This is a genomic window from Streptomyces justiciae (assembly GCF_015163075.1).
GTDB classification, from domain to species: Bacteria; Actinomycetota; Actinomycetes; order Streptomycetales; family Streptomycetaceae; genus Streptomyces; species Streptomyces justiciae.
Genome location: NZ_JADDXU010000013.1, coordinates 196,456 through 223,427 on the forward strand (window position 1 = coordinate 196,456; position 26,972 = coordinate 223,427).

General features: G+C 68.6%; 21 protein-coding genes and 1 pseudogene. 14 read left to right on the forward strand and 8 right to left on the reverse strand.

All coding sequences use genetic code 11. From position 1 onward, the window contains the following. Window positions 1–106: 106 nt before the first annotated feature. The 6 genes from IQ210_RS31890 to IQ210_RS31915 all read right to left on the reverse strand — a co-directional run bounded on the left by IQ210_RS31890 (window position 107) and on the right by IQ210_RS31915 (window position 7,031). Window positions 107–1,432, reverse strand: coding sequence for an amidohydrolase family protein (locus IQ210_RS31890; protein WP_194082630.1), 1,326 nt, complete (start codon window positions 1,430–1,432; stop codon window positions 107–109). A gap of 59 nt (window positions 1,433–1,491) precedes the next feature. Next, entirely contained in the window at window positions 1,492–3,021 is a 1,530-nt protein-coding gene (locus tag IQ210_RS31895; RefSeq protein ID WP_194082631.1) for an FAD-dependent oxidoreductase, read from the reverse strand. Next, entirely contained in the window at window positions 3,018–3,923 is a 906-nt protein-coding gene (locus IQ210_RS31900; protein ID WP_194082632.1) for an alpha/beta fold hydrolase, read from the reverse strand. The genes IQ210_RS31895 and IQ210_RS31900 overlap by 4 nt, the downstream gene beginning before the upstream one ends. A 19-nt stretch (window positions 3,924–3,942) precedes the next feature. Continuing rightward, the gene (locus tag IQ210_RS31905) at window positions 3,943–4,776 is read right to left on the reverse strand and encodes an alpha/beta fold hydrolase (RefSeq protein ID WP_194082633.1); all 834 of its coding nucleotides are present in this window, start codon (window positions 4,774–4,776) and stop codon (window positions 3,943–3,945) included. 146 nt (window positions 4,777–4,922) lie between these two features. Continuing rightward, the gene (locus IQ210_RS31910) at window positions 4,923–6,668 is read right to left on the reverse strand and encodes a glycoside hydrolase family 6 protein (protein WP_194082634.1); all 1,746 of its coding nucleotides are present in this window, start codon (window positions 6,666–6,668) and stop codon (window positions 4,923–4,925) included. 222 nt (window positions 6,669–6,890) lie between these two features. Then, on the reverse strand, window positions 6,891–7,031 hold the full coding sequence (locus IQ210_RS31915) for a hypothetical protein (protein WP_194082635.1): 141 nt from the start codon (window positions 7,029–7,031) through the stop codon (window positions 6,891–6,893). Between the two features lie 260 nt (window positions 7,032–7,291). On the opposite strand from IQ210_RS31915, the gene IQ210_RS31920 reads away from it, so the two are divergent. The 8 genes from IQ210_RS31920 to IQ210_RS31950 all read left to right on the forward strand — a co-directional run bounded on the left by IQ210_RS31920 (window position 7,292) and on the right by IQ210_RS31950 (window position 16,229). Beyond that, window positions 7,292–9,922, forward strand: coding sequence for a glycoside hydrolase family 48 protein (locus IQ210_RS31920; protein ID WP_194082636.1), 2,631 nt, complete (start codon window positions 7,292–7,294; stop codon window positions 9,920–9,922). A gap of 149 nt (window positions 9,923–10,071) precedes the next feature. Further along, window positions 10,072–11,196, forward strand: a complete 1,125-nt coding sequence (locus IQ210_RS31925; RefSeq protein WP_194082637.1) for a GH12 family glycosyl hydrolase domain-containing protein — start codon at window positions 10,072–10,074, stop codon at window positions 11,194–11,196. Window positions 11,197–11,456: 260 nt separating this feature from the next. After that, a complete protein-coding gene (locus tag IQ210_RS31930) occupies window positions 11,457–12,479 on the forward strand; it encodes a LacI family DNA-binding transcriptional regulator (protein WP_194082638.1) in 1,023 nt (340 codons plus the stop codon). Between the two features lie 447 nt (window positions 12,480–12,926). Further along, window positions 12,927–14,111, forward strand: a complete 1,185-nt coding sequence (locus tag IQ210_RS31935) for a cytochrome P450 (protein WP_194082639.1) — start codon at window positions 12,927–12,929, stop codon at window positions 14,109–14,111. Between the two features lie 31 nt (window positions 14,112–14,142). Next, window positions 14,143–14,340: a ferredoxin gene (locus IQ210_RS31940; protein WP_194082640.1), complete on the forward strand. Its 198-nt coding sequence runs from the start codon at window positions 14,143–14,145 to the stop codon at window positions 14,338–14,340. After that, a complete protein-coding gene (locus IQ210_RS47425; RefSeq protein WP_228048776.1) occupies window positions 14,337–14,639 on the forward strand; it encodes an NAD(P)/FAD-dependent oxidoreductase in 303 nt (100 codons plus the stop codon). The genes IQ210_RS31940 and IQ210_RS47425 overlap by 4 nt, the downstream gene beginning before the upstream one ends. Further along, window positions 14,555–15,541 carry an NAD(P)/FAD-dependent oxidoreductase gene (locus tag IQ210_RS31945; RefSeq protein ID WP_322657167.1) on the forward strand — a complete coding sequence of 329 codons (987 nt, stop codon included), beginning with the start codon at window positions 14,555–14,557 and terminating at the stop codon, window positions 15,539–15,541. Before IQ210_RS47425 ends, IQ210_RS31945 begins: the two co-directional genes overlap by 85 nt. Window positions 15,542–15,971: 430 nt before the next feature. After that, window positions 15,972–16,229: a hypothetical protein gene (locus IQ210_RS31950; RefSeq protein WP_194082641.1), complete on the forward strand. Its 258-nt coding sequence runs from the start codon at window positions 15,972–15,974 to the stop codon at window positions 16,227–16,229. A 280-nt stretch (window positions 16,230–16,509) separates the two neighbouring features. Here the strand turns inward: IQ210_RS31950 and IQ210_RS31955 are convergent, their stop codons facing one another. Then, window positions 16,510–16,899: a response regulator transcription factor gene (locus tag IQ210_RS31955; RefSeq protein WP_194082642.1), complete on the reverse strand. Its 390-nt coding sequence runs from the start codon at window positions 16,897–16,899 to the stop codon at window positions 16,510–16,512. Here IQ210_RS31955 and IQ210_RS31960 point away from each other — a divergent pair. Then, window positions 16,817–17,005, forward strand: coding sequence for a hypothetical protein (locus tag IQ210_RS31960; protein ID WP_194082728.1), 189 nt, complete (start codon window positions 16,817–16,819; stop codon window positions 17,003–17,005). The genes IQ210_RS31955 and IQ210_RS31960 overlap by 83 nt on opposite strands. Beyond that, window positions 16,914–17,309, forward strand: a complete 396-nt coding sequence (locus tag IQ210_RS31965; RefSeq protein ID WP_228048676.1) for a hypothetical protein — start codon at window positions 16,914–16,916, stop codon at window positions 17,307–17,309. Before IQ210_RS31960 ends, IQ210_RS31965 begins: the two co-directional genes overlap by 92 nt. Before the next feature lie 224 nt (window positions 17,310–17,533). Here IQ210_RS31965 and IQ210_RS31970 read toward each other — a convergent pair. Beyond that, a pseudogene (locus IQ210_RS31970) lies at window positions 17,534–18,418 on the reverse strand (family 43 glycosylhydrolase); the annotation flags it as partial. Between the two features lie 375 nt (window positions 18,419–18,793). On the opposite strand from IQ210_RS31970, the gene IQ210_RS31975 reads away from it, so the two are divergent. The 4 genes from IQ210_RS31975 (at window position 18,794) to fxsT (ending at window position 26,772) form a co-directional block, all read left to right on the forward strand. Further along, on the forward strand, window positions 18,794–20,227 hold the full coding sequence (locus tag IQ210_RS31975; RefSeq protein WP_194082644.1) for a glycoside hydrolase family 43 protein: 1,434 nt from the start codon (window positions 18,794–18,796) through the stop codon (window positions 20,225–20,227). 365 nt (window positions 20,228–20,592) lie between these two features. Then, window positions 20,593–22,149 (forward strand): alpha-L-arabinofuranosidase B, encoded by a 1,557-nt coding sequence (locus IQ210_RS31980; RefSeq protein ID WP_194082645.1) that lies wholly within the window; start codon window positions 20,593–20,595, stop codon window positions 22,147–22,149. Window positions 22,150–23,027: 878 nt separating this feature from the next. Next, complete coding sequence (locus tag IQ210_RS31985; RefSeq protein WP_194082646.1) at window positions 23,028–23,726, forward strand: restriction endonuclease; 699 nt, start codon at window positions 23,028–23,030, stop codon at window positions 23,724–23,726. A gap of 520 nt (window positions 23,727–24,246) precedes the next feature. Continuing rightward, window positions 24,247–26,772 carry an FxSxx-COOH system tetratricopeptide repeat protein gene (fxsT, locus tag IQ210_RS31990; RefSeq protein ID WP_256785313.1) on the forward strand — a complete coding sequence of 842 codons (2,526 nt, stop codon included), beginning with the start codon at window positions 24,247–24,249 and terminating at the stop codon, window positions 26,770–26,772. Window positions 26,773–26,972: the final 200 nt, after the last annotated feature.

Sequence of the window (26,972 nt, forward strand, 5' to 3'; positions counted from 1 at the left end):
CACCACCATCTCCTCGTACCTGAGGGAGTGGATCGGTCCGCCCCACGGGTGGGGTCGTGGAGCGACCGACCTTGGCCGTTAGCACGTATGTCGATTCGCCGTGTGGTCAGGCGTGGCTGCGCACACTCCCGATGCTGCGCAGCAGCCGTTGCCCGGACTCGCGGAGCTGTTCCCTGAGTTCGTCGAGGCCGGGTGCGAGCAGGGCGTGATCGCGTTTGCGCCAGGTGCCGGCGACCAGCACTGCTTCGATGTTGGCGATGTCCGCGTGCAGGACCGTGGCGATGGGGTCGTACGCCGGCCACAGGTTGATGGCCCGGGCGTCGACGGCGACCAGATCGGCCTGCATGCCGGCCTCGATCCGGCCCACCCGGTCGGCCAGGCCCAGCGCCTTCGCCCCTTCGACCGTGGCCCAGGCCAGTGCCTGTTTCGCCGTGACCGAGGCCGCGTTGGCGTGCATGCCGGTCATCTCTCGGTACTGGGCGTGGTCGAGGCTGCGCTGATGGGCCAGGGCGATCCGAGCCGCGGTGAGGACCTTGCCCGGTACGGCGGTGTCGATGTCCGTGCCCAGGGAGGGCGCCGCGCCCAGGCGCAGCAAAGCTCCGGTGACGGGGGTGCCGTGCCCCTGACCCAGTTCGTTCTCCGGGGTGGTGGTGAAGGTGACGCCCGCCTCGACGAGCATCTCGATCCAGGCGCTGGGCAGATCGGCTCCGTGCACGATGTTGGTGAGGGGGCTGAACAGTCCGGAGGCCCGCACGGCCTCCCAGCCGGGGGAGAGTTCTCCGCCGCTTTGGTGCATCGAGACGACGAGACCGCGGTCCGCGCCGGCTCGGAAATCAGCCACCGCCGTCTCCGGCGAGGAATACTGCGGCCCTTGCAGAGCCATGCCCAGGGTCAGGAGGGTGTGCTCGCGGACGGGGCCGTCGAGCAGCCGGTCGATCTCGGCGAGCGGGTGAGAAGTCTCCGGTGACCGGTAGGGCGTGCCGTGCAGGAAGACGGCGCGGATTCCCGCCTGGAGCAGTCCCTCCACGGCCGCGTCGGCGTGCTCGGGCGAGAGGGCGTTGTGACACCAGTCGCCCACCGTGGTCGTACCGCAGTTGATCTGGTTCAGTGCGCCGGCCAGGTTGCTGATGTGCATGTCGGCCGGGGTGTAATGGCCGACGCACTCGCCGTGGAGGTGGGTGAGGTACTCCATCAGCGTCCAGTCGGCGCCTGCCGAGCGCAGCGCGGTCTGCCAGGTGTGCAAGTGGGCGTTGATCAGGCCGGGGAGGACGATGCGGCCGGAGAGGTCGATGACTTCGGCGTCGGATGCCTCGATGTTCTCGCCGACGGCGGCGACGTGGTCGCCGTCGATGAGGATGTCGAGGTGCTCGGCGTCGGGCCGGTCCGGCGCCATGGTGATGACCTGCGCTCCGCGCAGCAGCGTGCGGCTCACGCTGCTACTCCCGAGCCGGGGCTGGTGTGGGGCTGTTGGAACATGGTGTGGCTCCTTGCCTACGGCGTCATGGCTCGTACGGCTGTCTGTGTGGTGGTGAGGAAGTCCGAAGTGGCGATGTGTCCGATGTAGCCGTCAGGGCGGATCAGCAGCAGCGTGTCGCCGGTCAGGCCGTAGGCACGCCGCAGCGTGTGTTTGGTGTCGGAGAAGGCGAAGCCGTCTGTGGCCACCGGTCCGACGACGAGCCGCTTCAGCTGGGCGCCCGTGGTCGGCCAGGCGAGTTGCTTGAGGTCGCGGGCGGCGCCGGGGCCGTAGGCGAGGGCGGTGAAGTGTGGCCCGCGCAAGACGTCGAACAGCCGGGTGGGGAGGCCTTCGGTGCCCAGCAGTTCGGCGTCCGGTGCGCGGTCGCCCACGCGCAGGGTCGTGGTGCGCATGCCGTCGGCGGGGGCGAGCGGGCCGCCGTAATAGGTCAGGGCGAGTTGCTGCTCGTCCTTGCCGCGTTTCATGCTCGACGGGTCGAGTTTGGCGATGCCTCCCCACTTCGCCGTGGACAGGCCCAGGACTCCGGCGGCGATCGGCTGCCGCTCGGCCTCGTAGGTGTCCAGCAGTGCCGGTTCCGCCCCGGCGAGGACCTGGCCGAGTTTCCAGCCGAGGTTGTATCCGTCCTGGACACCGGTGTTCAGGCCCTGGGCGCCGGCCGGGGTGTGGACGTGCGCGGCGTCACCGGCGAGGAAGACACGTCCTCGGCCGTAGTTCTCCGCCAGGCGGATGTTGGGCCGGAACACCGACGTCCAGTGGATGTCGTGCAGTTGGATGCGCCTGTTCCGGGTGTGGTCGTGGATCCGCCGGAGGATGTCGTCCTTCCGCGAGGGCGGTTTCTCGTCCGGCGCGAGGCGGATCATCCACTGGAACATGTCGCTGTGGGGGAGTGGGCAGGCGCCGATGAGTTTGCCGCCCAGGCCGGGCCACATGTGCCAGCGGTCACGGGCCAGGCCGGTCACCGAGGCGTCGACGATGAGCATGCGGTCGCTGTCGTGTGTCGTCCCGACGAAGCCGATGCCGAGCTGCTTGCGCACCGCACTGGAACCACCGTCTGCGCCCACCACGTAGCGGGCGACGATCTCCTCCGTACCGTCCGCGCCTGCCACCGTGGCGACCACGGTGTCCTCGCCCTGCGTCAGCTCGGTCAGCTCACGGCCGAACTCGACCTTGAGGCCGAGCTCGCTCAGCCGGGCGTGCAGTGCGCGGTCCGTGCGGAACTGGGGGATCAGCCAGGTGTTCGGGTAGGGGACGTCGGCGCTCGCCTCCTTGTGGGGGAACATCTTCCACGGCACGGCGAGCGGCCCCGCGTGCAGCCCGAGCTTGGGGTAGACGCTGCCGCCGGCCAGTACTTCGTGGAGGGCGCCGAGGTCTTCGAGGACTTCGAGGCTGCGGGGCTGGATGCCCTTGGCGCGGGAGCCGTCGAAGGCATGGGGGGACCTGTCGACGAGGCGTACATCCAGTCCCCGGCGTACGAGGTCGATGGCCGCGGCGGAACCCGAGGGGCCTGCGCCGACGACGAGGACGTCGATGACGTGCGGGCGGTTCACGAGTCGAGCCTTTCGGTGCGCGCGGCCACGAACGGGGCTATCTGGTCGGCGACTTCGCGGGGCCGTTCGAAGGGGGCCATGTGGCCGCATTCGGCAATGACCTGATGCTGCTGAGGCCTCAGCAGCGTGCGGGCCGTGTCGAAGTGGGCCATGGGCGTGACCTGGTCCTGGTCGCCCCACAGCAGCAGTGTCGGAATGCCCAGAGCCCCCGTCTGCCGGAAGAGGTCTTCACGGCCGGAGACCGGCAGATGCTGGAGCGTGTCGAAGACCGCGTACAGCGAGCCTTCGAAGCGGAACGCGTCGAGGACCATCTCGGTCAGTTCCGCGGCGAGTTGGGGGTCGCGGACGTTGTGTCCCAGGTGTCCTTGGAGTATCTGCCGGCCGCGCCGCCGGGCGATGAGGCCGGCCAGCCAGTCGTTGCGCAGCAGTCGGTGGGGGGAGGTCAGCCGGGGTTGGGCGAGACCGGCAGGGCCGACGATGGTGAGGGTGGCGACGGATGCGGGGTGCTGGGCGGCGTAGGTCATGCTGACCAGTGCGCCCATGGAGGTGCCGACGAGGTGCAGGGGCCGTGTCGTCAGACCGAGGCGGTCCGTCAGTTCGGCGAGCTGGCGCGCGAACAGCTTCTCGTCGTATCGCGCCCGTACTCGGTCCGAGTAGCCGCGGCCGTAGGCGCTGCAGGTCAGGGTGCGCAGTCCGCGGGTGTTGAGTTCGGTGGCGAGGCTGTCCCAGTAGAACAACGGGATGGTCAGTCCGCCCGCCATGACGACGACGTCCGCGTCCTCGGGGCCTGTCAGTTCGTAGTGGGTGATGCCGTCGGACAGCTCGATGAAGCTGCCCGGCATGGCGTGCCGTGCTTCGGCGGTGAGCCGGCGGTCCTCGCCCGATGCGACGAAGTACTTCATGGAACGGGACTCCTTGGCATCAGTGCGCGGTGCTGCCGGCGGAAGAAGCGAGGAACCGGGCGATCGCGTCCGCGACCCACTGCGGTTCCTCCTCCGGCAGTAGGTGACCGCCGCGGGGATGCACCAGTTCCTCGGCGCCGGGGATGTCGCGGGCGAAGTGCTGGCCGTCGATGCTCGCGCTGCGCAGCACGAGGGTGGGCACCGCGATGCGTGAGATCTGTGCGGAGCGGTCGGGCTGGTCGGTGTTGCAGAAGTCGACGAAGGCCGAGCGGTTGCCCGGACGGCTCATGAGCGCGTGGGCGCGGTCGATCATGGCCTTGTCCACGACGGTGGACCGTGGGCCGACGGCCGAGCGCAGGTTGCGTTCGATGGCGCCGCGCGGCATCACGCGCCGCAGGACAGGTCGCAGCAGCGGATTGCGGGTCAGGCGCATGCCGGCCGGTATTGCCTTCTCCGGGTATCCGGTGGCGTTGACCAGCACCAGTCCGGTCAGCCGCTCCGGGTGGTCCAGGGCGAGATTCCAGGCGATGTTGCCGCCCAGCGAGTTGCCGGCCACCGCGTAGCGGGGGACCTCAAGTGCCTCCAGCAGACCCGCCACCGTCGCCGTGTAGGTGGGGATGCGGTAGTCGCGGTCGTGGCGAGGGCCGGTCAGGCCGAACCCGGGCAGGTCGGGGCGGATGACGTCGAACGACTCCGACAGTGTTCCCGCCGCACGGTCGAAGTGCTGGAGCGACGAAGCGCTGCCGTGCAGCAGCACCAGTGCGGGACCTCGCCCGGTGCGTTTGTAGTGGATCTGCTGGCCGTCCACGACGACGAAGCGGGAATCGGGCTGCGGCTCAGACCAGGTGCTCATAATGGTTACAGTGTTGCCGATAATAAGGTTCTGTCAAGCGGAAGCCAGTGCGCGACCTCGCCAAGGGGGAGGGGCAACGACGCATGCCTGAGCCGGGACCGGTCGCTCAACGACCGGCCCCGGCGGCCACTCACCGGGTCACAGGGTTACGGCAGGGGCGGGTAGGCGTTCTGCATGAGCTGCTGGAACTGGGCGGAGAACCAGTGCCCGGCGAGCGGTGCGTTCGGCAGGGCGCCGGTGGGGTTGTTGCCGTTGCGGGCGTTGCCGCCGTAGGTCGGGTCGCACATGCGGTCGAAGCCCTTGCCCTCGTCGTTCGGGATGGCCGAGCTGTTGCCGTCGGACTCACCCGGAGGCTTGACCCACACGTAGGCGTCGATCCCGGCGGCGGGCGCCGCGGTGGGGCGTTCACCGATTCCGGCACCGCTCTGGTTGCACCAGTTGCCGGCATGGATGCGTCGGTCGATGCGGCTGCCGTCGACGTAGGCGTCCACGGAGGTCAGCGGACCGGGGCCGGTGGGCCGGGCGGATCCGCCCCAGCCGTTGCGCGAGGTGTCGATCAGCATGCCGAGACCGGAGTCGAACCCGGCCGCGACCAGCTTGTCGCGCAGCCCGAGCGCGAAGGACTGCTCGTCCACGTACTGGTTCCAGTCCACCCACTTCGACTGGCGCACGGTCTGCCCGTTCACCGAGTCGGTGACCTTGAAGTGGGGCTCCTTGGCCGGGCTGTAGTTCGCGGTGTTGACGATGAAGCCGGCCACGTCGCTCATGCTCGCGCCGTTGGACGTGGCGACCTTGGCGAACTCCTGCACCGACGGGCCCAGGTTGCTGTCCCAGCCGAGCCATCCGTGGTGGCCGGCGTCGATGTAGTTGTAGACGTTCGCCAGGGCGCCGAGCTTGTCCAGGGCGTAGGAGACGCCCTTCTCGTAGTTGCCGTTGCTCTTCATGGTCACGCACGCGTCGGTGGTGGTGTTGGTCCCGCCCGCGTTGGTGACCAGGTTGGGCAGCGAGTCGGGCTCGATGACGGTGGCGATCCGCAGGCCCGCGTACTTCGACTCGGAGAGGATCGAGGTGATCGGGTCGATGTACTGGGACTTGTACTTGTCGAGGTCGTTCGGTCCCAGTTCGCCGTTGGAGGCCAGGGCCGCGCAGTCACGACCTGGCAGGTCGTAGATGACCAGCTGGACGACGAGTTCACCGCTCCCCTTCTGCTTCAGCGCCTCGTCCAGGTGAGCGCGCAGGCCCATGCCGCCGTTGACGCCGTTGATGGCGGCGATCCGGTCCAGCCACACCGCGGTGGGCTGGTTGGAGATACGGCTGCCGCCCGGTTCGGCGGCCGCCTTCGCGGACCACTCGGGGTTGACGTACACCTTCGCGCCGACATAGGGGTTGGCGGCCTTCGGCCCGCCCGGTCCGGGGTCGGTCGGCCCCGGGTCCGTCGGTCCCGGGTCGGTCGGTCCGGGGTCGGTGGGCCCGCCGTCCACGTTGCAGGTCACGCCGTCGAGCGTGAACGTCGCCGGGATCGCGTTGGTCCCGCTGTAGGACGCCTGGAAACCGAAGCTGGCCGAACCGCCGGTGGCGAGCGTGCCGTTGTAGCTCTCGTTGGCGGCCGCGACGGCGGCGCCGCTCTGGCTGACCTTCGCGTTCCAGCCGTTGCTGATCTTCTGGTTTCCGGCGTACGACCACTTCAGCGCCCAACTCGACTTGGCCGCACCGTTGTTGGTGATCGTGACGGCGGCGGTGAAGCCGGTGTCCCACTGGTTCTGCACCTTGTAGTCCACGGTGCAGGGCGTGGCCGCGGTGCTGGCGCCGGCCGGGGCGGCGATGAGGGCGGCGCCGGAGGTCCCGGTGAGCAGGGCCAGTGCGGCGAGCAGTGACGTTCTTGTGCGACTCATGAGGGGAGTTCCTTCTCCTTCTGGGTGCGAGCGGCTCCAACGCGAGCAGGCGATCGCTTGCCCGGAGCGGCAGGGGGCAAGGCAACTGCCGTCATCAGGGCAGGGCCAGGCGTCCGGGCGAGATGCCCACGGGGTGAAGCGGTCCCGTCGGATCACCGCACGGCGGCCAAGTGCCCGGTGGCGGACAGGCGTTGGGGTGATGGCGTGCTGGGCGGCCCGCGGTCAGGCGCTGAGCAGCGCTCGGGCGGGAGCCGTGTGCGCGTTCGGCGACCGGCGGCACGCGCCGCAGGCGTCGACGAGGCCGAAGTGCGCGCGGCCCGCAGGGGCGGCGAGGAAGGGTGCTGTGTGCGGGGGGTGTCGCATGAGCGACTCCTTTCAGCCGAGCGCATCGTGATGGCTGCGCCTAGTGATGGAATCGCTCCCACTGGTGCGACGGGACGCTAGCGCCAACCGCCGTGATTTCACAGGTGGTTGCTTAACTTTTTTGTAAGGGCAACCGGTTCGAACGATTCAACTTCTCAATGTATTGACGCGAACGGTGTCCATCCCCAAGATGGGAGCGCTCCCACTGGTTCAGGCCTTGACCCCCCACCGAGCCGTGTACGGCGAGGAGGAACCAGCACATGGATCCCGGACGTAATCGCAGAGCCGCGTTCGCCCTGCCCCTGTCGATGCTCGCCGTCGGCCCAACACCTGCTCAGGCGGCGGGTGTTGAGTGCAGCGTCGACTACAGGACCAACGACTGGGGCTCCGGCTTCACCGTCGATCTCACCCTCGCCAACCGCGGAACGGACGCCATCAACGGCTGGACCGTGACGTTCGGCTATACGGGCAACCAGAAGCTCGTGAACGGCCCGAACGGCACGTGGTCGCAGTCCGGCCAGACGGTCACCGTGCAGAACGCCTCGTACAACGCCACCATCGCCGCAGGTGCCGCGGTGACCGCGGGCGCGCAGTTCGGCTGCAGCGGAACCAACGCGGCACCCACCCCCTTCGCGGTGAACGGCACGCCCTGCAACGGTGCGCACCAGCCCCCGATGACCGTGCTGCCCAGCCCCAAGCCGGGCGCCGTCTACACCAAGGGAGACCCGGTCCCGCTCGCCGCGACCGCGGCAGCCGCCGACAACGCCACGATCAGCAAGGTGGAGTTCTACGACGACACCACCCTGCTCGGCACCGACACAACTGCCCCGTACCCGCTCTCCGCTTCAGACTTGACCGTGGGCAGTCATTCCCTGGTGGCGAAGGCGTACGACAGCCTGGGCGCCTCCGGAGAGTCCACGCCTGTCGGCGTCACGGTCGCGGCGGGACCGGCACTCGTGCTCTCGCCCAGTCAACTCGCCGTGCAGCAGGGCAAGTCGGGAGCTCCCTCCGTGAAGCCCTCCACGCAGCCGGCCTCGAACGTGACCTTGAGCGTGGAGCGTACAAGCGGCAACACCGGGCTGTCGGTGACCAGCGGCTCGTCGTTGACCTTCACGCCGTCCAACTGGAACACCGCGCAGCAGGTGACAGTGACCGCGGACTCCTCGGGGACCGGCGCGGCCCCGTGCACGGCATCGGCCACCGGCTACGCGAAGGCGGCCGTCACCGTCACGGAGCTGGCCGCGTCCAAGACGTACGACGCCCGTTTCCTGGACCTCTACGGCAAGATCACCAACCCTGCGAACGGTTACTTCTCCCCGCAGGGCATTCCGTACCACTCGGTGGAGACGCTGATCGTCGAGGCGCCGGACCACGGCCACGAGACGACGTCGGAGGCCTACGGCTATCTGCTGTGGCTCCAGGCGATGTACGGCAGGGTCACGGGGGACTGGTCCAAGTTCAACGGTGCGTGGGGCCTGATGGAGAAGTACATGATCCCCACCCATGCCGACCAGCCCACCAGCGGCTTCTACAACGCCTCCAAGCCGGCCACCTATGCGCTGGAGGCGGACACGCCGAACGTGTACCCCGTGAAGCTCGACGCGTCGGTCTCGGTTGGAACGGCCCCGATCGCCGACGAGCTGAAGTCGGCGTACGGCACGGACGACGTCTACGGCATGCACTGCCCCACGGCGAGCGGACCGTCGTACCTGAACACCTGCCAGCGCGGTCCTCAGGAATCGGTCCGGGAGATGGTGCCGCAACCGACCTGCGACGCCTTCAAGTACGGCGGCAAGAACGGCTACTTGGACCTGTTCACCGGTGACAGCTCCTACGCCAAGCAGTGGAAGTACACGGACGCCCCGGACGCCGACGCGCGTGCCGTGCAGGCCGCGTACTGGGCGGACGTCTGGGCGAAGGAACAGGGCAAGGGCGGCGACATGTCGGCCACCGTCGCCAAGGCGGCCAAGATGGGCGACTACCTGCGGTACGCCATGTTCGACAAGTACTTCAAGAAGATCGGCAACTGCGTAGGCCCGAGCACCTGCCCGGCCGGCACCGGCAAGGATGCCTCGCACTACCTGCTGTCCTGGTACTACGCGGACCTGATGCCCAAGTCGGCGACGGGCGCCGGCGACTGGAGCAAGTCACTGCAACGCCAGATCGAGTTCTACCGGTGGTTGCAGTCGGACGAGGGGGCTATCGCGGGCGGTGCGACCAACAGCTGGCAGGGCCGTTACGCCACGCCGCCGTCGGGCACGCCGGCCTTCTACGGCATGTACTACGACGAGAAGCCCGTCTACCACGACCCGTCCTCCAACCAGTGGTTCGGGTTCCAGGCATGGTCGATGGAGCGGGTGGCCGAGCTCTACCAGCAGACGGGTAACGCCCAGGCGAAGCAGGTCCTGGACAAGTGGGTCAAGTGGGCGCTGTCCAAGACCACGATCAACCCGGACGGCGCCTACCAGATCCCCTCCACGCTGCAGTGGTCGGGCAAGCCGGACACGTGGAACGCGTCAAGTCCCGGCGCCAACAGCGGACTTCACGTCACCGTCGCCGACTACACCAACGACGTCGGCGTGGCAGCCGCGTACGCCAAGACGCTCGCCTCCTACGGGGCCAAGTCCGGGTACGCGACGGCCAAGTCGACGGCGAAGGCCCTGCTGGACGGCGTGCCGAGCGGTTGGACCGGCACGATGCCGAACGGTGACGCGATCAACGCCTCGTCGACCTTCCTCTCCCTCCGGTCCTTCTACAAGAACCATCCGGCATGGTCGAAGATCGAGGCCTACCTGAAGGGCGGCGCCGCCCCCGTCTTCACCTACCACCGGTTCTGGGTCCAGGCCGACATCGCACTGGCCATGGGCTCGTACGCGGAGCTCCTCGAATAGCCCCGCCACGGCTCCCCCTCGCACAAGGGAGGCCCCCCACCTTCTTGTCAGGGGCATGCCCGCAATCGTGACTGTCCGAATTTTGGGAGCGCTCCCAAACCTTTGGCCAACAATCTGCCACTTCTTGAAAGCACCCGCGGAGGAACTGCATGCAACCCGTACAGCACAAGCCAGGAACACGAGCCCTGTGGGGCGCAGTGCTGACCACGCTCGTCGCACTCGCGGCGCTGCTCGGCTCGGCCCCCGCGTCGCAAGCCGACACGACGATCTGCGAGGAGTTCGGCTCCACCACCATCCAGGGCCGCTACGTCGTGCAGAACAACCGCTGGGGGACCAGCGCCACCCAGTGCATCTCCGTCACGGACTCGGGCTTCAGGGTCACCCAGGCCGACGGCTCGGTCCCGACCAACGGCGCCCCGAAGTCGTACCCCTCCGTGTACAACGGCTGCCACTACACCAACTGCTCGCCCGGCACGAACCTCCCGGCCCGGCTCAGCTCCATCGCGAGCGCCCCCACGGGCATCTCCTACACCTATGTGAGCGGCGCGGTCTACGACGCCGCCTACGACATCTGGCTGGACCCGACACCCCGCACCGACGGTGTGAACCGCACGGAGATCATGATCTGGTTCAACCGGGTGGGCTCCGTGCAGCCCGTGGGCTCGCCTGTCGGTTCCGCCACCGTGGCCGGGCGTCAGTGGCAGGTGTGGTCCGGCAACAACGGCGGCAACGACGTCCTGTCCTTCGTCGCACCGTCGGCGATCGACAGCTGGAACTTCGACGTGATGGACTTCGTCCGCCAGGCCGTCTCCCGCGGACTCGCCCAGGACAACTGGTACCTGACGAGCATTCAGGCAGGCTTCGAGCCCTGGCAGAACGGCGCCGGGCTGGCGGTCAACTCGTTCTCCTCCAGTGTGAACCTCGGCGGCGGCACCGGCGGAGGTACGGGTGGCTCGTCGGCCTGCAAGGTGGCCTACGGCACCAACGTGTGGCAGGGCGGGTTCACGGCGGACGTCACCGTGACCAATACGGGCTCCTCGCCCGTCGACGCCTGGAAACTCGCGTTCACCTTGCCGTCCGGGCAGAAGATCACGAGTGCGTGGAGCGCCCAGATCTCACCCTCCTCAGGAGCTGTGACGGCCGGCGGAATGGCCTACAACGCGTCCATCGCGCCGGGCGGTCAGGTCTCCTTCGGGTTCCAGGGCACGTACGACGGAGCCTTCGCCAAGCCGTCCGCGTTCGGCCTGAACGGCACGTCCTGCACCACCGCGTGAGGCCACCGGGACGCGCAGTCCGGTCCCGGCCGTCCTGAGAACCTGCCCGCTGCCCCACCGCGCGCACCCGGGACCGCGGAACCGCCCGGCCGGCATGTCTGCCGCTGGGCGGGTCCGCGGTGCCGTCCGGCGGGCTCCTCCGCGGCGGACACCGCGATCGAGACCCCTTTCCGGCCGACCCGGTCGATCATGTGCGGAAGGCATGTGCCCGGTTGCTCCGCCCCGTAAGATCGGTGATCTCGCGGGTGGGGGAGGTGGTCATGGCCGGGCGACGACCTGGAGCGCCGACTCTGGAAGAGGTGGCTGCCCACGCCGGGGTGGGACGGGGCACGGTCTCCCGGGTGATCAACAACGCGGCCGGTGTGAAGGAGTCGACGCGCCGAGCTGTGCAGCGAGCCATCGAAGAACTCGGGTACGTGCCCAATCTCGCGGCCCGTTCCCTGGCCGGCCGGCGAGCGGACGCCGTGGCCCTCGTGCTGACGGAGCCGGACTGGAGGCAGTTCGCAGAGCCGTTCTTCTCGGAGATCGTCCGCTCACTCGGCGATGCGCTGGCGGACACCGGGATGCAGCTGATGCTGACCCTGGTCCGCTCGAAGGCCGAACGGCAGCGCTTCCTGGAGTACACGCGAGGAGGCCGGGTCGACGGCGTGCTGCTGATGTCGGTGCACGCGGACGACAGGCTGCCGGACATGCTCGCCGAGGCACGGGTGCCGACGGTGCTGCTGGGACGTCGCTCGGGCGACGAGTACGTGAGCTACGTCGACGCGGACAACGTGGGAGGCGCCCGAGACGCCGTGTCCCACCTTCTGAAACAGGGCCGCAGGGCGATTGCCACCATCACCGGGCCACTGGACATGTACGCCGCCCAGTGTCGACTGCGCGGCTACCAGGACGCGTTGGCGCTGGCCGGCCAGAAGACGTCACGGTCTTGGGTGGCGGAGAGCGACTTCTCGGAGGAGAGCGGTCGCCGCGCCATGACGGAACTCCTCGAACGCCACCCCGAGCTCGACGCCGTCCTCGCCGCCTCCGACACCACGGCGGCCGGGGCGCTGCACGCACTGCGCGCGGCCGGACGCCGGGTCCCCGAGGATGTCGCCGTCATCGGTTTCGACGACTTCCCCCTGGCACAGCGCACTGAGCCGCCCCTGACCACGGTGCGACAGCCGCTGGAGCAGATGGGGCGGGCCATGATCAAGCTGCTGCTGGAGGAGATGGAGGAGCAGTCCGTGGCCTGGCGCCACGTCATCCTCCGCACAGAGCTGGTGGTCCGGAAGTCATCCTGACGGCCAGATCTGCATGCGGTTCACCGCGAAGGTCGCCGATCTGCTGAGTGGCGATCCCGGCCTGCCCGAGCGCGTGGAGCTGCACCACAGCGAGGCCTTAGTTGTGGCGTCCTCACCGAGAACGGCACCCCCCCGGCCTGAAGGCGGCATGCCGGATCCGCACCGACATCGCGCACGTGAACGAGTAGTGGGTGGGGGACGAACCGTGGGCCCCTTTCGGCGGGTTGCCCAGTTCGCAGGGCAGGACGCTCTGGGCCGAGAACGGCGGGGCGGCCGGAGGGCGAGCCCGGTTGGACATCGGCTCTGCGACTCCGACGCGACTCTTGACGGAGCATTCTGTCAGGCTTGATGATTTCCTCATAATTACAAGTTGCTCATAGGCATCGTGTGGCGGGCTGGCCTGTGAGTAGCCAAGCCGTTCCACTGGCTCCTTCAGGAGGACTGTTCATGCCCACGCGTACAGAGACTCCCGTCTACCACCCCGACTTGTACTCGGCAGCCGCCATCCGCGACACGTATCCGCACTACGCCGCGTTGCGTCACCTGGGCCCCGTGGTGTGGCTGAGCAAGCACAAGGTCTACGCCCTGCCGCGGTACGCCGAATGCAAGCAGGTACTGCTGGACGACGACACCTTCGTCTCCTCGGGCGGCGTCGCCCTGAACCCCGTCGCCAACCGCGTGGGCCAGGGCACCACCCTGTTCAGTGACGGCGACGACCACGCCCGCCGTCGCTCCCTGCTCGCGCACCGCCTCACCCCCAGGGCGCTGCGCACCATGAAGGACATGGTCGACCAGCAGGCGGTCGCCGTGGTCGAGGCCGCTGTCGCCCGGCGCACCATCGATGCGGTGGAGGTCGCCATGGCCCTGCCGATGTCCGTCGTCCCCGACCTGGTCGGCTGGCCCCGACAGGGCCGCGAGCACCTGCTGCGCTGGGCCGGCGCTACCTTCGACGCCCTGGGCCCGCTCAACTGCCAGGCGGTGCGCACACTTCCCGCGTCCGTCGGCATGCTGCGCTACGCGCGCGGTGTCGTCCGGGACCGGTCTGTGCTGGACAGCAGCCTGGGCCACGACCTGCTGCGCGCTGCCGACGAGGGCCGGATCATGCCGGCCGAGTGTGCCACCATGATGATCGACTACCTGGCGCCCTCCCTGGACACGACCATCAGCGCCATCTCCAGCGCGCTGCACCTGTTCGCCACTCACCCCGAACAGTGGCGTCTGCTGAAGGCGGATCCCGACCTCGTGGCGAGTGCGGTCAACGAGGTCGTCCGGTACGAGTCCCCGATCCGGGGGTTCTCGCGAACCGCGGCCCATGACACGGAACTCGCGGGCACCCTTCTGCCCAAGGGCTCCCGGGTGCTGGTCCTGTACGGCTCCGCCAACCGCGACCCGCTGGAGTGGGACGACCCGGACACCTTCGACATCCGCCGCGACGCCGCCCGCCAACTCGGCTTCGGGCAGGGCACCCACGGCTGCGCCGGCCAGGGCCTGGCCCGCATGGAGACCTCCGCGATACTCCGCGCCTTGGTCGAGAAGGTCGACCGCATCGAGCCGGCCGGCACACCCGAGTGGGCGCTGAACAACGTCATCCACCGCCTCGAGCGCCTGCCGCTCGAACTCATCCCGGCCTGAACCCCACCGCACGCCCTGTGAGGACCGCACGATGAAGATCTCCGTCGACTACGCCCGCTGCGAAGGCCACGGCCTGTGTGCCGACCAGGCCTCCGGCGTTTTCAGCCTGGACGACGACGCCGAACTGACCTACCACTTCGAGGGTGCCGAGGTTCCCGAGGAGCATCAGCCGGCCTCCCGCGCGGCGGTCAACGCGTGCCCGGTCGCCGCGCTGCGAGTGCTGTCGTGACCGCACCGCGCTCGGTGCTCATCGTCGGCGAGTCACTCGCCGGCACCACCGCCGCCCGTCACCTGCGCACCCTGGGCCACACTGGACCGGTCACGATCATCGGCGCGGAAGAGGAGGGCGCCTACTCCCGCCCGCCCCTGTCCAAGGCAGTCCTGAAGGACCGGCCGCCGACCACACCCTGGGGCTGTCCCTCGACGGCCTCGACATCGGCGTCATCCGCTCGGCAGCCGTCGCGGCCGAGCCTCGGCGCCGCACTGTCACGACCGCCGACGGCCGGCAGGTCGGCTACGACGCACTGATCGTCGCCACCGGCGCGAACGCCCGCCGGCTCGCCGTCCCCGGGCAGCGGGGCGAACTTGTCCTGCGCACCCTGGACGACGCCCGCCGGCTCCGCACCCGCCTGGACGACGCTGCTACGGCGATCGTGATCGGCGCCGGCTTCCTGGGCATGGAGGTGGCCAGCGCCTGCGCCGCCCGCGGCATCCCGGTCACCGTCGTGGACACCGACCGGCCGTTGCACCGCATCCTCGGCGGCCACCTGTCCGCCGCCATCACCGCACGGGCTGCGGCGCACGGCATCCGCTTCGTGCAGGCCACCGGCTTCGCCGCCCTCGCCGGCAACCCCGTGCACGGCGTGGCGCTCCCCGACGGCACCGAACTCACGGCAGACCTCGTGGTGACCTGCGCCGGAGAGGTGCCCTGCGTCGACTGGCTGGCCGGGACGGGCCTCGCCGACCGCCTCGGCGTCGGCGTGGACGACGCGTGTGCCACCACCGCTCCCGGCGTGTTCGCAGCCGGCGACGTCACATACCTTCGCGGCAACGCCACCCGGCCTCACCGACGCGCACCGTTCTGGTCCAACGCCGTCGCCCAGGGCAAGACTGCGGCCGCCTCCGCCCTCGGTCTCCCTCCTTCCGGACCGTCGCAGGACGACTACTTCTGGACCGAGGTCGCCGGACTGTCCGTCAAAATCGTCGGCCACCTGCCGCTCCTGGGCGAACCGACCACGGTTGACGGCAGTGTGACCGAGGGCCGTGCACTGCTGACCTGGACCCACACCGACGGAACAGCGACGGCAGTCGCGTACGGACGACGCAAACCCATCACCGCGCTCAGGCACTTGGCTGCCACAGCCGGATCGAGCACACCGGGCGGGCGATCGGAGACGAACCATCCCGCGTCGGCGGGGAGTTCCCTGTAAAGGGTGCGGATCACGAGCAGCCACTGCGGCGTTCGACCAGGACCAAGTCCCGCCACCGGCCGCTGTGCTGACCGATGCGCTCGAGGGTCCCGATCACCCGGAAAGACTGCTCTCCACGCGCCGTGTCCGCCACCACGACTGCTCGGGTGGCGTTGGCGACGAGCCAAGTGGCCACGATCAAGATGACTCGTCAGCGGGCGCTTCCTCGACTTGGTGACCCATGTCAAGAAACTCGGCGTACGCCTGGGAGCGAGGCTCACGCCGTACCCGCAGACCCAGCCCACCACCGACGGCCGCAACTCCCGCATACACGGCGAACTTTCTCTCAGATGCGGCGAAGGTTGACCTCTCTCGATGAACTACCCACGGTCACTTCCAGCTTGGCGGTACGCTGACGGCTCTTTCACGCCTGTATGACCTGGAGGTCTGTATGGCTGATCAGCCCCTCAAGGCTCACTTCGTCGCCGATCCGATCGAGCTTCCCGACGGCCGGAAGGTCCGCGTCAGCGCGTACCCCGACGGCAGTATCCGCTTCCGCGTGGACGGACTGCCGTACGTCCTGACCGAGGCGTACCTCAGCGGCAACCCTGAGAAGGACAAGGCGATCGTGAAGCTTTCGCCTGGCAAGCAGGGCAGCAACGCGGCGTACAACTACGTCGAAGAGCTGGAGAAGAAGAACTGCAGCTAGATACATGAAAACGCCCCGACCTACACGAGCGAGAGGTCGGGGGATCTTTGGGGCATCCCAGGTCTTCTCCTTGCCCGGAGGCCACTCCTGGGCGGAGCCACTCCCAGCCTTCTTGTGGCCTTCGAGTGCTTGGCCTGCCACTTCTCGTACGAGTCGAGGGCTTGGACCGGAACGGCAAGACGCGACTCCTCGGCATGCTCGCGGAGGCCGGAATCCTGAGAGACGACGGACCTTTGGGGCGAGCGCGAGCTCTTCCCGAGAGGTGCTCTGCCACTCAGGTCTACGGTCCGCCGGGTCCGCGTGTGTGCCGGTCGCGGGTGGTGCTCGTCGGGTCGGGGGACGAGCCGTGTTTGACGAGGCCGTGGAGGTGCGCGTAGGCCACGGCCTGGACTCGGTCGCGGAGGCCAAGTTTGGTCAGGATCCGGGAGACATGTGTCTTCACGGTCTCGTCGCCGATGCCGAGGCGGTAGGCGATCTCGGCGTTGGTGCAGGCCTCGGCGACCAGCAGCAACACGTCGCGCTCCCGCGATGTGAGGTGACTCGGGGACGGTACCGGCCTCGCGCGGTTCCGGGCGGAGCGGCGCCCGGTGACGGGCGGTGAGCCGATCGCCGCCGACGACGGGTGGGACCGCGCCTGGTTCAGCAACCTCGGCAGGGGGAGCGACGACAACGAATCCGGCGGTGGTGACGGCTGGGGCTCGGACGGCGGTGACGGCGGGGGTGACGGCGGCGGCGATGGTGGCGGTGACGGCGGCGGTGACGGCGGAGGCGATTAGGCGTGATCGGTTGCAGCGTTCTGCCAGTGTCTTCCTGGCGGCCGCGCTGCGTCCCCACGCGGTACCTGCTCGCCGCGTTCGGCGGCTGGTCGACCCCAATCTCCTCGCCTTGCCCGGCGTCCCGGTACGAGGCGTCCAGCACGCCGGACTCGCCGGGGTCTTCCTCGGCATGGGCTACATGGCCTTCTTCGTACGGGACATGACGGCCGGCCGCGGCTTCATCGCCCACGGTCTTCCTCGGCAACCTGCGCCCCCGGGGGCGTCCTCCTCGCCGCGCTCGGCTTCGGCGGGGCGGAGGCCCTAGCCGTGCTGTTCGGGCACGTTGGACGTGCGGCCCCAGCTGGTATTGACGATCCCGTACCGCCACGACGCTCGTCGCACTCGCACTGTAGGCAGGGCGCCGCAAACGCCGGGGCGTGGGACAGGCGGCTCCGGCCTCGCTCTGACGCGCTTCCCGGCACACCTCGTAGGAAACCGGAGATCTCGTGACTCGGGTGTGCGGTTCGGAGGAGCCGCTGTGCCAGGCCGGATGTCAGACCTGCCGTCCTCGCAGACCGTGAACTGGTTGTGCCCGGGGCCGTACTGGCTGGTGGCGGCGTTGCTGGCGAAGACCGGACCGGCGCTCTTGGCCCACGACGAGGCACTGAGCAGGTCGGCCGAGGCGGACGCGGTCAGCATGCCCATGCAGTAGTTGGCGTCGGTGGCACTGGCCGAGAAGGTCAGGAAGACCTTGCCGCCGCCCCGCTGGATCACGGCCGGGCGCTCGTTGACCGTCTCGCCTCCGGCGGCATCTCACGCGGCGGTCGGCCTGCTGATCATGACCGGGGTGCCGGTGATGGTCCACAGGCTCGACATCTGCACGATGGAGATGTTGGTGCCGCGGCCGACGGTCGTCGTTCTGCGCCCAGGCGAGGTAGCGGGTGCCGTTCACGGCGAAGGTCGTCGCGTCCAGCGAGAAGGTGTCCAGCGGCAGCGCGATACGCCCCTTCTCTGCCCAGCTCCCGGTGATCGGGTTCGCGGCGGTGCACTCCAGGACGTAGGGCCGGATGTGCCAGATGTCGTTGGCATCACCGGCGGCGAAGTAGAGACGTACCACTTGCCGTCGATGAAGTGGATCTCCGGGGCCCAGATGTGTGCGCCCATCGCACCGCTGGCGTGCTTGGTCTAGATGGTCGTCTCGGTGGCCGAGGACAGCCCCTGGATCGTGGTGGCCCGGCGGAGCACGATGCGGTCGTACGCCGGCACCGTGGCGGTGAAGTAGTAGTAGCCGTCGGTGTGCTTGAAGATGTGCAGGTCGGCACGCTGCTCGGCGATGGTGTTCGTGTACGTCACGCCTGGTGACGCGGGCACGGCGGCGTGGGCGGTACCGGCCGAGACACCGGTGACGGTGACGGCGGCCGAGCCGCCGATCAAGCCGAGGACCGAGGGCGGCGCAGAGAAACCGTCCTTTCAACTTCCGGTATTTCGAACGCTGTTCGTGAAGTCGGGCAGAACGTAAGCCCTGCGCTCGCCCTCGTCAACGCTTTGGCCAAAGAAGCATCCGACGAGTTGGTCGACGCCTGCCACGAAATGTCCATGGCTTGTCGGATGTATTGACGCCTCCCGATCCCCCCACCTAATGTCTGCCCGATTTTACGAACACCGTTCGATATGTCGCACTACATGGCCGCCCGGATCCGCTCCCTTCCGGATCCTGCGGTGACCGTCCTGTCCACCCCCACCGAGACGAGCTCCCCCGCCACCCAGCTCTTCCCGACCGTGTCACCCGCACGAAGACAGGAGATTCACATGTCCGCGCTCCGCGCCCGGCTGACGGTGATATTGCTCGCCGCATGCCTCCTCTTCGCCGGCCAGGCCCTGACCGCACCCCAACAGGCCGACGCAGCCGATCCGGGTTACCTGATGGTGCACTTCACCGGTGAGGGGGCGACCAACCAGCAGATGTACCTCTCGCACAGCACGGACGGCCTGCACTGGAACGACCTCAACGGCGGAGGGATGGTCCTGCGCTCCACGGTCGGCACGAAGGGAGTGCGCGACCCCGCGTTCGTGAGATCCCCCGACGGCAGCAAGTACTGGATCATCGCTACCGACCTGTGCATCGGTTGCGGGCAGGACTGGAACGCCGCCATCAACAACGGCAGCCGCAACCTGGTGGTGTGGGAGTCCACGGACCTGGTCACCTGGTCGCAGCCTCGGCTGCTCAACGTCGCCGGCGCCATCCCCGACGGACGCAACGCCTGGGCACCCGAGGCGATCTGGAACCCCGAAACCAACGACTACGTCCTGTACTGGGCGACCAACGTGCCCCTCGACGGCAAGACGAAGCACCGCATCTACTACGCCCACACCAGCGACTTCCGCACCGTCACCACCCCGCAGACCTACATCGAGCGCCCCGGCACGCAGGAGATCATCGACACCCAGATCATCGAGATGCCGGCCGGAGTGGGCAACTACCGCTACGTGCGGGCCTCCGGCGACGGCCAGATCACCCTCGAGGGCAGCAACTCCATCCTCGGAACCTGGACCCGGCTCGGCGACCTCTCCGGCATCGGCCTGACCGGGTCGATGGTCGAGGGCCCGATGTGGATGAAGTTCAACGGCACCAACAAGTGGGCCCTCTACCTCGACCAGTACGCCTCCGGCGGCGGCTACATGCCGGTCCTGACGACCGACCCGTCCAACCCCGCCTCCTACCAGAAGCAGGCCTCGGGAACCTACAACATGGGCGGCACGAAGAAGCGCCACGGCTGGATCATGAACCTGACCGCCGCCGAGGAGAGCCGTGTCCTCGCCCGCTGGCCCAACACCCCCGCCCAGCGGCTCCAGTCGTACAACTTCCAGGACAGGTACGTGCGCCACACCAACTTCGACGTGCGCATCGATCCCGACGTGAGCCCCGCCGAGGACGCCCAGTTCCGGCTGCGCCCCGGCCTGGCGGGCACCGGCACCGTCTCCTTCGAGTCGGTCAACCACCCCGGCTACTTCCTGCGCCACTTCAACTTCGACTTCCAGCTCGCCCACAACGACGGCACCACCCAGTTCGCCGCGGACGCCACCTTCCGCAAGGTCGCCGGCCTCGCCGACGCAGGCTGGTCGTCGTTCCAGTCGTACAACTACCCCGACCGCTACATCCGCCACTACGCCTACGAGCTGCGCCTCGACCCGATCACCACCGCGACGGGACGCGGCGACGCCACCTTCCGTGTGACGAGCTGACGCCACGTCGACAGGGACGTGGGACGCGCTGCCGACACCGGGATGGTCGGCCAGGCGGCGAGCGGCAGCCTTCCCCGGAGTACGCCGGCGGCGCCCGGGTCTGTGAGTGAGCCCGGCTGATGTCCGCGCACCGGCAGATCCGCTGCCGGACATGATCCTGGGACCACCCGATGTCGTGGGCCGAGGACACCGACTGACTCGCCGCCTCCCCTGGAGCGGACGAGCAACCAGCACCGGGCCCGGTGCCGATGAGAGCCGACTCCGGCACCGGGCCCGGCAGCGTCGAGGCAACTCCCGCCGTCCGCACCACCGGACACCGAGGGGGCGTCGACGCATCACACCCCACCCTCCTGAAGGGGCTCTGCATGATCAAGTCACCGTGGATACGCGGCATCAGACGCGCGCTGCTGGCGGCCGGTGCCACCGCCGCGCTCGCCGCAGGTCTGCTCACCGCCACAGCCGTCCCCTCGCAGGCCGCCACCCAGGGGCCGTGCGACATCTACGCCGCGGGCAACACCCCCTGCGTCGCGGCACACAGCACCACCCGCGCCCTGTACGGCGGTTACAACGGCCCGCTGTACCAGGTCAAACGCGCCTCCGACAACGCGACCAAGGACATCGGCCTGCTGAGCGCCGGCGGTTATGCCGACGCCGCGCAGCAGGACTCCTTCTGCGCGAACACCAGCTGCGTCATCACCGTTATCTATGACCAGTCGCCCAAGCACAACAACCTCACCCAGGCACCAGGGGGAGGAGCCGCCGGCGGGCCGGACAACCTGGCCAACGCCGTCGAGGCCCCGGTCACCGTCGGCGGGCACAAGGCGTACGGCGTCTACGTGGCCCCCGGCACCGGCTACCGCAACAACAACACCAACGGCATCGCCACCGGCGACCAGCCCGAGGGCATGTACGCGATCTTCAACGGCAAGCACTTCAACGGCGGCTGCTGCTTCGACTATGGCAACGCCGAGACCAACAACCTGGACACCGGCAACGGCCACATGGAGGCCCTGTACTTCGGCAACAGCAAGGCATGGGGCTGGGGCAGCGGCAACGGCCCCTGGGTCATGGCCGACCTGGAGAACGGCCTGTTCTCGGGGGTCAACCGCGGCTTCAACGCCAATGACCCCAGCGTCGACAACCGATTCCTGACCGCCATGCTCAAGGGCGGCCCCAACCAGTGGGCGCTGCGCGGCGGCGACGCCCAGTCGGGCGGCCTGTCCACCTTCTACAACGGCATCCGCCCCACGGTCTCCGGCTACAACCCGATGCACAAGGAAGGCGCGATCATCCTCGGCATCGGCGGTGACAACAGCAAGTGGGCCCAAGGCACCTTCTACGAAGGCGTCATGATCCAGGGCTACCCCTCCGACGCCACCGAGAACGCCGTCCAGGCCAACATCACCGCCGCCGGCTACAACAGCGGATCGACCAGCTCCGGCTCGCTGACCCCCGGCTCCCGGATCTCCCTGCAGGCCACCACCTCGCCCTGCTGCACCTCGCACTACCTGCGCCACAACGACGCCGACACCAAGGCCGTCATCTCCAACATCACCTCCGCCAGCTCGGCCACCGACAAGGCCGACGCCACCTGGATCGTCCGCAACGGCCTCGCCAACACGTCCTGCCTGTCCTTCGAGTCCGCCGACAAGCCGGGCCAGTTCCTGCGCCACTTCAACTACCAGCTCAACCTGAACTTCGACGACGGCGGCGCCGCGTTCGCGAAGGACGCCACCTTCTGCCCCACCACGGGCAACAGCGGGGTCGGCACGTCGTTCCAGTCGTTGAACTTCCCGACGAAGTACATCCGCCACTACAACTACACGGCCTACATCGCCGGCAACGGCGGCACCAACGCCTGGGACTCCACGACGTCATGGGCCCAGGACACCAGCTGGCTCACCGCGTCTCCCTGGAGCTGACGAGCAACCGGCCTCTCTGAGCGCCTGCATGGAGCGAGCACGGCAGCCTTGCGCAATCGCAGGCGGGCCGTGCTCGCTTCCTTCGACCCGCGCCGCCTTTGCGACATCGCACCCGCATCCCCCGGCCGCTTGAAGGCCCAGGGGACCGGACCGGCGGAGATCTGCACCTCGCCCATCGTCAGTGCGCCGAGTGGCTTCCGCCCTCCGCCGAGGATCACCGGAACGCTGTCGTACTGGTGGATCAGTACCCGGGAGCCCGGCGTCCCAGCCGGTCTGTTCGCGGTAGTCGACGTAGTAGTTTCCGGCGGGTGTGACCATCGACGTCATCCGGGGTTCGGGGGCGGTGCCCGGCTGGTACAGCGGGGTCAGGGTGAGGTTGTCGCCGGAGGTGATCGAGCCGTCGGGGGTGGTGACGTCCCCTTCGTACAGCCGGCTCTGGTCGAACAGCCGAGGCGGTCGCCGTAGCCCCCACTGCCTGCGACCTGGAGTGGTCGAGTCCGAGGACGTGGCCGGTCGCGTGGAACATGAAGGTGGGTTCGAAGGGGCGGCCTGCACGGTGGGCCAGGACTGCCATGCCGCCGCCGACGGAACCGGAGAACAGGCGTGTCACGGGAGGTTGTTGCGCACGTTTCTGTGAGATCCCGGGATGCGATGGCTTCGGGCGACTGGACAGTCGTCGGCTCGCTGAGACAAGCAGCCCCGGCTGAACTCGGCCTGTAGGCGGGCGAACGCACCTCGGTGAGGGGAGTGGCCAGACGTCGGCGACCTGAAGGGCGGGAGTTCAAGCCAATGGCCTGACTGTGCCCTGGCGGGTCCGCCCAGCACGCCCACACTGCGCAAAGGGGGAATTCGTCTCGGCCGGTGCAACAGGGGCTGAAATGGCGGCCAAACGTAAGGGCTGGGCAGTGCGCAGACGACGCGCCGCTCAGCGCAAAGCAGCAGTGGGCGTACTCGCCGCGGTGGTCCTGCTGGGTCTGCTGCGGCCGATGTTGTTGCTGTACCTCGGCGTCCTGCTTGTTTGTGCGGTAAGCGGCTGGATGGTGTGGCGCCTCAGGCGTACCGACCGTCTGCTGCGAAGTGAGGACGCCGCCTGGCGGCGACAGGAGGAGATCGCGGCGGGCCGGCGGACGCTGGCCGCGATCGACGTGATGTCAGGCACCGAGTTCGAGGAAGTGGTCGCCGAGTTGTGCCGTCGTGACGGCTGCACACAGGTACGCCGAGTGGGCGGCGCCGGGGACAATGGGGCTGACGTTCTCGGCCGGCTGCCAGATGGCCGAACCATGGTGATCCAGTGCAAGCGGTACGCGCCCCACCGGACGATCGCCAGCCGTGAAGTGCGCGATCTGCTGGGAGCCAAGGTGCATTTCACTGCGGACGTGGCCGTCTTCGTCGCCACCACCCGCTTCAGCCCCCAGGCCGAGGCATTCGCGGTCAAGCACCACATCATCACTCTGCACCGTGACTTCTTCGGGCTATGGAACAACGGGACACTGTTGCTGTCCCTGGCCGAGCTCAACGGACACGGACAGGGAGAAGCCCGCCACCGAGCACGCTGGAAGCGGACCTACTCCAAGTGACCAGTCGCGAATCCCAGTTGACCTTCTTGGCCCAGGTGCTCGACAGAGACGAATGCAGGGAGTAGCTGATATGACGCAGTGGTCGAAGATCACGGTCATTGTTCTGGCGGCGGTGGGGGTTGCTTCGACGCCGCTGATCTGGTTGCTGAACAGTCCTGGTGCGGGAGAACTCACGGGGGCTTCCATCCAGGCTGCCGTTGGCGTTGTGGCCCTGGTCTGGGCCCTTTGTCAGCAGCCGTCCCCGGCCGGTCCGAGGGACAAAGCCATCCGGACCGGGGAGGCCATGCGCGGAGGCAACTCCGGTATCAGGCGGCCAGGTGGCCGGGGCCGTGGCTCGGCGAGTGCCGACCGGACGGGCAAGGCCAGTGGCGGGAACGCCAATTCGGGTATCGACTACACGACCTAGGGTTACGCGTCCATGGCGAAGGCGACATCACGACCAGCGCGGGATCGGGGCCCCGAACCGTCCGTGACGGTGACAGACACCGGCCAGGCCGTGGCCTCTGGTGAGGAGACGGCCGTGACTGGCTTCCAGGGCCCGGCCCCAGGCAGCGGCAGCCACGCCCCCCAGGGCCCCGTCCACGTGTCAGGGACGGGACACGCGACTGCCACCCACGGCGGAACGGCCATTTCCGGGTACGTGCACGAACTGACGGTGCACCAGCGGCTGCCCCAGAACCCGGCCCCCTGGCCGCATCAAGTGGGCGTCATCCCCTCTGCCGCGCGGTCCTTCCAGTACCGCGCCGAGTCACACCGTCTGCGCACCCAGGTCGAGGACGGCGGTACCACGGTGCTGACCCAGTTGCTGACCGGGATGGGCGGGGTGGGAAAGACCCAGCTCGCCGCGGATTACGCCCGCGCCGCATGGGAAGACACCAGCGCAACCGGTGGCCTCGACGTCCTGGTGTGGATCACCGCCAGCACCCGCTCACCGATCATTACGGGCTATGCCCAGGCCGGCGTCGAGTTGTGCCGGGCCGATCCGGGCGACGCCGAACAAGCGGCGCGCTCCTTCTTGGCCTGGCTCACCCCCAAGGCCGGAGCGAAGCCGTGCCGCTGGCTGATAGTCCTGGACGACGTCACTGATCCCAACGACCTCAAAGGGCTTTGGCCGCCTCACAGTCCCCACGGCCGCACTCTGGTCACCACCCGCCGCCGCGACGCCGCCCTCACCGCCGACGGCCGCCACACCGTCGAGGTCGGCCTGTTCACCCCGGCCGAGGCCCTCAGTTATCTCACGGCGGCCCTGACCGGCCACAACCGTGACGACTCTGCCGACCAACTCAGCGCGCTGGCCGACGACCTCGGGTATCTGCCCCTGGCGCTCGCCCAGGCCGCCGCCTACCTCCTCGACACCAACGACACCGTGGCTGCCTACCGAGAACGGCTCGCCGACCGCACCACCTCCCTCGCCGACACCGCCCCGGAAGCCCTGCCCGACGAGCAGGCCCTGCCCCTGGCAGCCGCTTGGTCTCTGTCCGTCGAGCACGCCGACATCCTGCGCCCGGCGGGCGTAGCCCGCTCCATTCTTCAACTGGCCTCGCTCCTTGACGCCAACGGCATCCCTCAGGACGTCATGACCAGCCGACCCGCCCTGGCCCACTTCGCAGCACGCCGTGTGCACGCAGGTGAGAAGCAGCCGGGACAACCGGCCCCGCTCACACCACAGGACGCCGTTCACGCCCTGCGGGCGCTGCACAAGCTCAGCCTCATCGACCACACTCCCGCCTCCCCGCACCAGGAGATCCGCGTCCACCAGCTCATCCAACGTGCCACTCGCGACACCCTGATCTCCCACCAGCGAGACCAGGCCGCACGTACCGCAGCCGACGCACTCCTCGCTGTATGGCCCGAGGTCGAACGCGACACCGACCTCGCCCAGGCCCTACGCGCCAACACGACAGCGCTGACAAGTTGCGCCGAGGATGCCCTGTACCACCCGGACGCGCACGTGGTGCTCTTCCGCATGGGCAACAGCCTCGGCGGCACCGGTCAGGTGGCCGCCGCCATCGAGCACTACCAGTGCATCCTCCGCGCCCTCGGTCAGCGTTTCGGTGAAGACCACCTCGACACCCTCGACGCTCGTGCCCGGTTGGCGTCGTGGCGAGGGAAGGCCGGGGACGCAGCAGGCGCGATGGCTGTGTTTGCGGAGGTTCTCGAGCGCCTGACACGGTTGATGCCGTCGGATCATCCTTACGTCCTCACGGCCCGGCACGACCTGGCCACGTGGCAGGGCAGAGCGGGCGATGTAGCTGCGGCTGCCGACGCGTTCGCGAATCTGCTGCCTGATCGGATACGGGTATTTGGCTCGAACCACCCTGACACGCTTGCCAATCGGCACAACCTGGCCTGGTGGCGGGGTGAGGCCGGGGATCCGGCGGGGGCACGGCTCGCTTTCGAAGAACTGCTGCCTGACCAAACGCGGGTGCTAGGACATGATCATCCCTACACCCTCACCACCCGACACGATCTCGCCCGCTGTCGTGGTGAAGCGGGGGACGCTGCTGGTGCGGCAGACGCTCTCGCCGACTTGCTCCTCGACCAGATACGAGTCCTGGGCCAGGACCACCCGGACACTCTCACCACCCGACACAACCTCGCCAGGTGGCGAGGCCGGGCCGGAGATCCGGCTGGAGCCGCGGGCACTCTCGCCGACCTGCTCCCCGACCAGTTACGGATTCTGGGCGAGGAGCACCCGGACACTCTCACCACCCGGGGCTACATGGCTTACTGGCGCGGCGCGGCGGGGGACCCGGCTGGCGCCGCAGATGCACTCGCCGACCTGCTCCGTGACCAGACACGGATCCTGGGGCAGGACCACCCCGACACCCTCGTCACCAGAGGCAACCTCGCCCAGTGGCAGGGACGGGCGGGGGATCCGGCTACCGCCGCAGACGCTCTTGCCGATCTGCTCGCACACAAGACGCGAGTTCTGGGAGACAAGCACCCCCACACCCTCGCAACGCGACAACTCCTCGCCCACTGGCGGGAACAGTCCGAACAAACGGCGGCGCACCCCATGCCGGGGGGACAGCAGCCCTGCTGACGCCTACTGTGGTCGCATTAACGGTGTCCGCGTACAAGCTCATGCGGCCCCAGCAAGATGCCCGTGAAGCAGGGACATGCCACCGTGTGCCGGTGGCACTCCGTCACGGATGCGGCGTCGTAGTAGGGCCACGAGGATGGCCCGATGGCGGAGCAGCGGGACTCCCGTACATCCGTACAGGGCGACGACCCCGACGTCGT